We start from the raw sequence: 1,948 nt of genomic DNA, 5'->3' as shown, positions 1-1,948 counted from the left end.
CAGGAGGTTGGCTTAGAAGCAGCCATCCTTTAAAGAAAGCGTAATAGCTCACTGGTCGAGTCGGTCTGCGCGGAAGATGTAACGGGGCTAAACTATGCACCGAAGCTGCGGATTCAGAATTTATTCTGAGTGGTAGGGGAGCGTTCTGTAAGCGGTTGAAGGTGTACCGGGAGGTATGCTGGACGTATCAGAAGTGCGAATGCTGACATGAGTAACGATAATGCGGGTGAAAAACCCGCACGCCGGAAGACCAAGGGTTCCTATCCCATGTTAATCAGGGTAGGGTAAGTCGACCCCTAAGGCGAGGCCGAAAGGCGTAGTCGATGGGAAACGGATTAATATTTCCGTACTTGGTATAATTGCGATGGGGGGACGGAGCAGGCTAAGCAAGCATGGCGTTGGTAGTCCATGTGAAAGTGAGTAGGCTAGCGACTTAGGTAAATCCGGGTTGCTGTTAGGCTGAGACACGAGACGAGTCACTAAGGTGATGAAGTTGCTGATGCCATACTTCCAGGAAAAGCCTCTAAGCTTCAGATTATACCGAATCGTACCCCAAACCGACACAGGTGGTCAGGTAGAGAATACTAAGGCGCTTGAGAGAACTCGGGTGAAGGAACTAGGCAAAATCGTACCGTAACTTCGGGAGAAGGTACGCTCCGATTGGTGATGGGACTTGCTCCCTAAGCTGATTGGAGCCGCAGTGACCAGGTGGCTGGGACTGTTTATTAAAAACACAGCACTGTGCAAAATCGCAAGATGACGTATACGGTGTGACACCTGCCCGGTGCCGGAAGGTTAATTGATGGGGTTATCTTCGGAGAAGCTCTTGATCGAAGCCCCGGTAAACGGCGGCCGTAACTATAACGGTCCTAAGGTAGCGAAATTCCTTGTCGGGTAAGTTCCGACCTGCACGAATGGTGTAACCATGGCCACGCTGTCTCCACCCGAGACTCAGTGAAATTGAAATCGCAGTGAAGATGCTGTGTACCCGCGGCTAGACGGAAAGACCCCGTGAACCTTTACTACAGCTTGGCACTGAACATTGAACCTACATGTGTAGGATAGGTGGGAGACTTAGAAGATGAGACGCTAGTTTTGTTGGAGTCGTCCTTGAAATACCACCCTTGTAGTTTTGATGTTCTAACGTTGGCCCCTGAATCGGGGTTACGGACAGTGCCTGGTGGGTAGTTTGACTGGGGCGGTCTCCTCCCAAAGAGTAACGGAGGAGCACGAAGGTTGGCTAAGTACGGTCGGACATCGTACGGTTAGTGTAATGGTAGAAGCCAGCTTAACTGCGAGACAGACACGTCGAGCAGGTACGAAAGTAGGTCATAGTGATCCGGTGGTTCTGAATGGAAGGGCCATCGCTCAACGGATAAAAGGTACTCCGGGGATAACAGGCTGATACCGCCCAAGAGTTCATATCGACGGCGGTGTTTGGCACCTCGATGTCGGCTCATCACATCCTGGGGCTGAAGTCGGTCCCAAGGGTATGGCTGTTCGCCATTTAAAGTGGTACGCGAGCTGGGTTTAGAACGTCGTGAGACAGTTCGGTCCCTATCTGCCGTGGGCGTTTGAGAATTGAGAGGGGTTGCTCCTAGTACGAGAGGACCGGAGTGAACGAACCGCTGGTGTTCGGGTTGTCATGCCAATGGCATTGCCCGGTAGCTACGTTCGGAACTGATAAGCGCTGAAAGCATCTAAGCGCGAAGCAGGCCTCGAGATGAGTTCTCACTAGAGCTATAAGCTCTCTGAAGGGCCGTTGAAGACTACAACGTTGATAGGCAAGATGTGGAAGCATAGTGATATGTTAAGCTAACTTGTACTAATTACCCGTGAGGCTTAACCATACAACGCCAAACGCGTTTTATGTGATAGTTGATAGCGCAAGAAGTTAATAGACTAAAGTAGATTTACTGAAAACTTTTATTATCAGAATTCCAAATTT

At 50.2% G+C, this 1,948-nt stretch carries 1 rRNA gene; it reads left to right on the top strand.

What is annotated here, in order from left to right:
- A 23S ribosomal RNA gene (locus H5201_RS22330) occupies positions 1–1,850 on the top strand; the annotation flags it as partial.
- Positions 1,851–1,948: the final 98 nt, after the last annotated feature.

Source organism: Pseudoalteromonas sp. SG43-6 (assembly GCF_014164365.1).
GTDB lineage: Bacteria > Pseudomonadota > Gammaproteobacteria > Enterobacterales > Alteromonadaceae > Pseudoalteromonas > Pseudoalteromonas rhizosphaerae.
The sequence above is the reverse complement of the archived record's forward strand: the minus strand, read 5'-3'. Positions and strand labels throughout refer to the sequence as shown.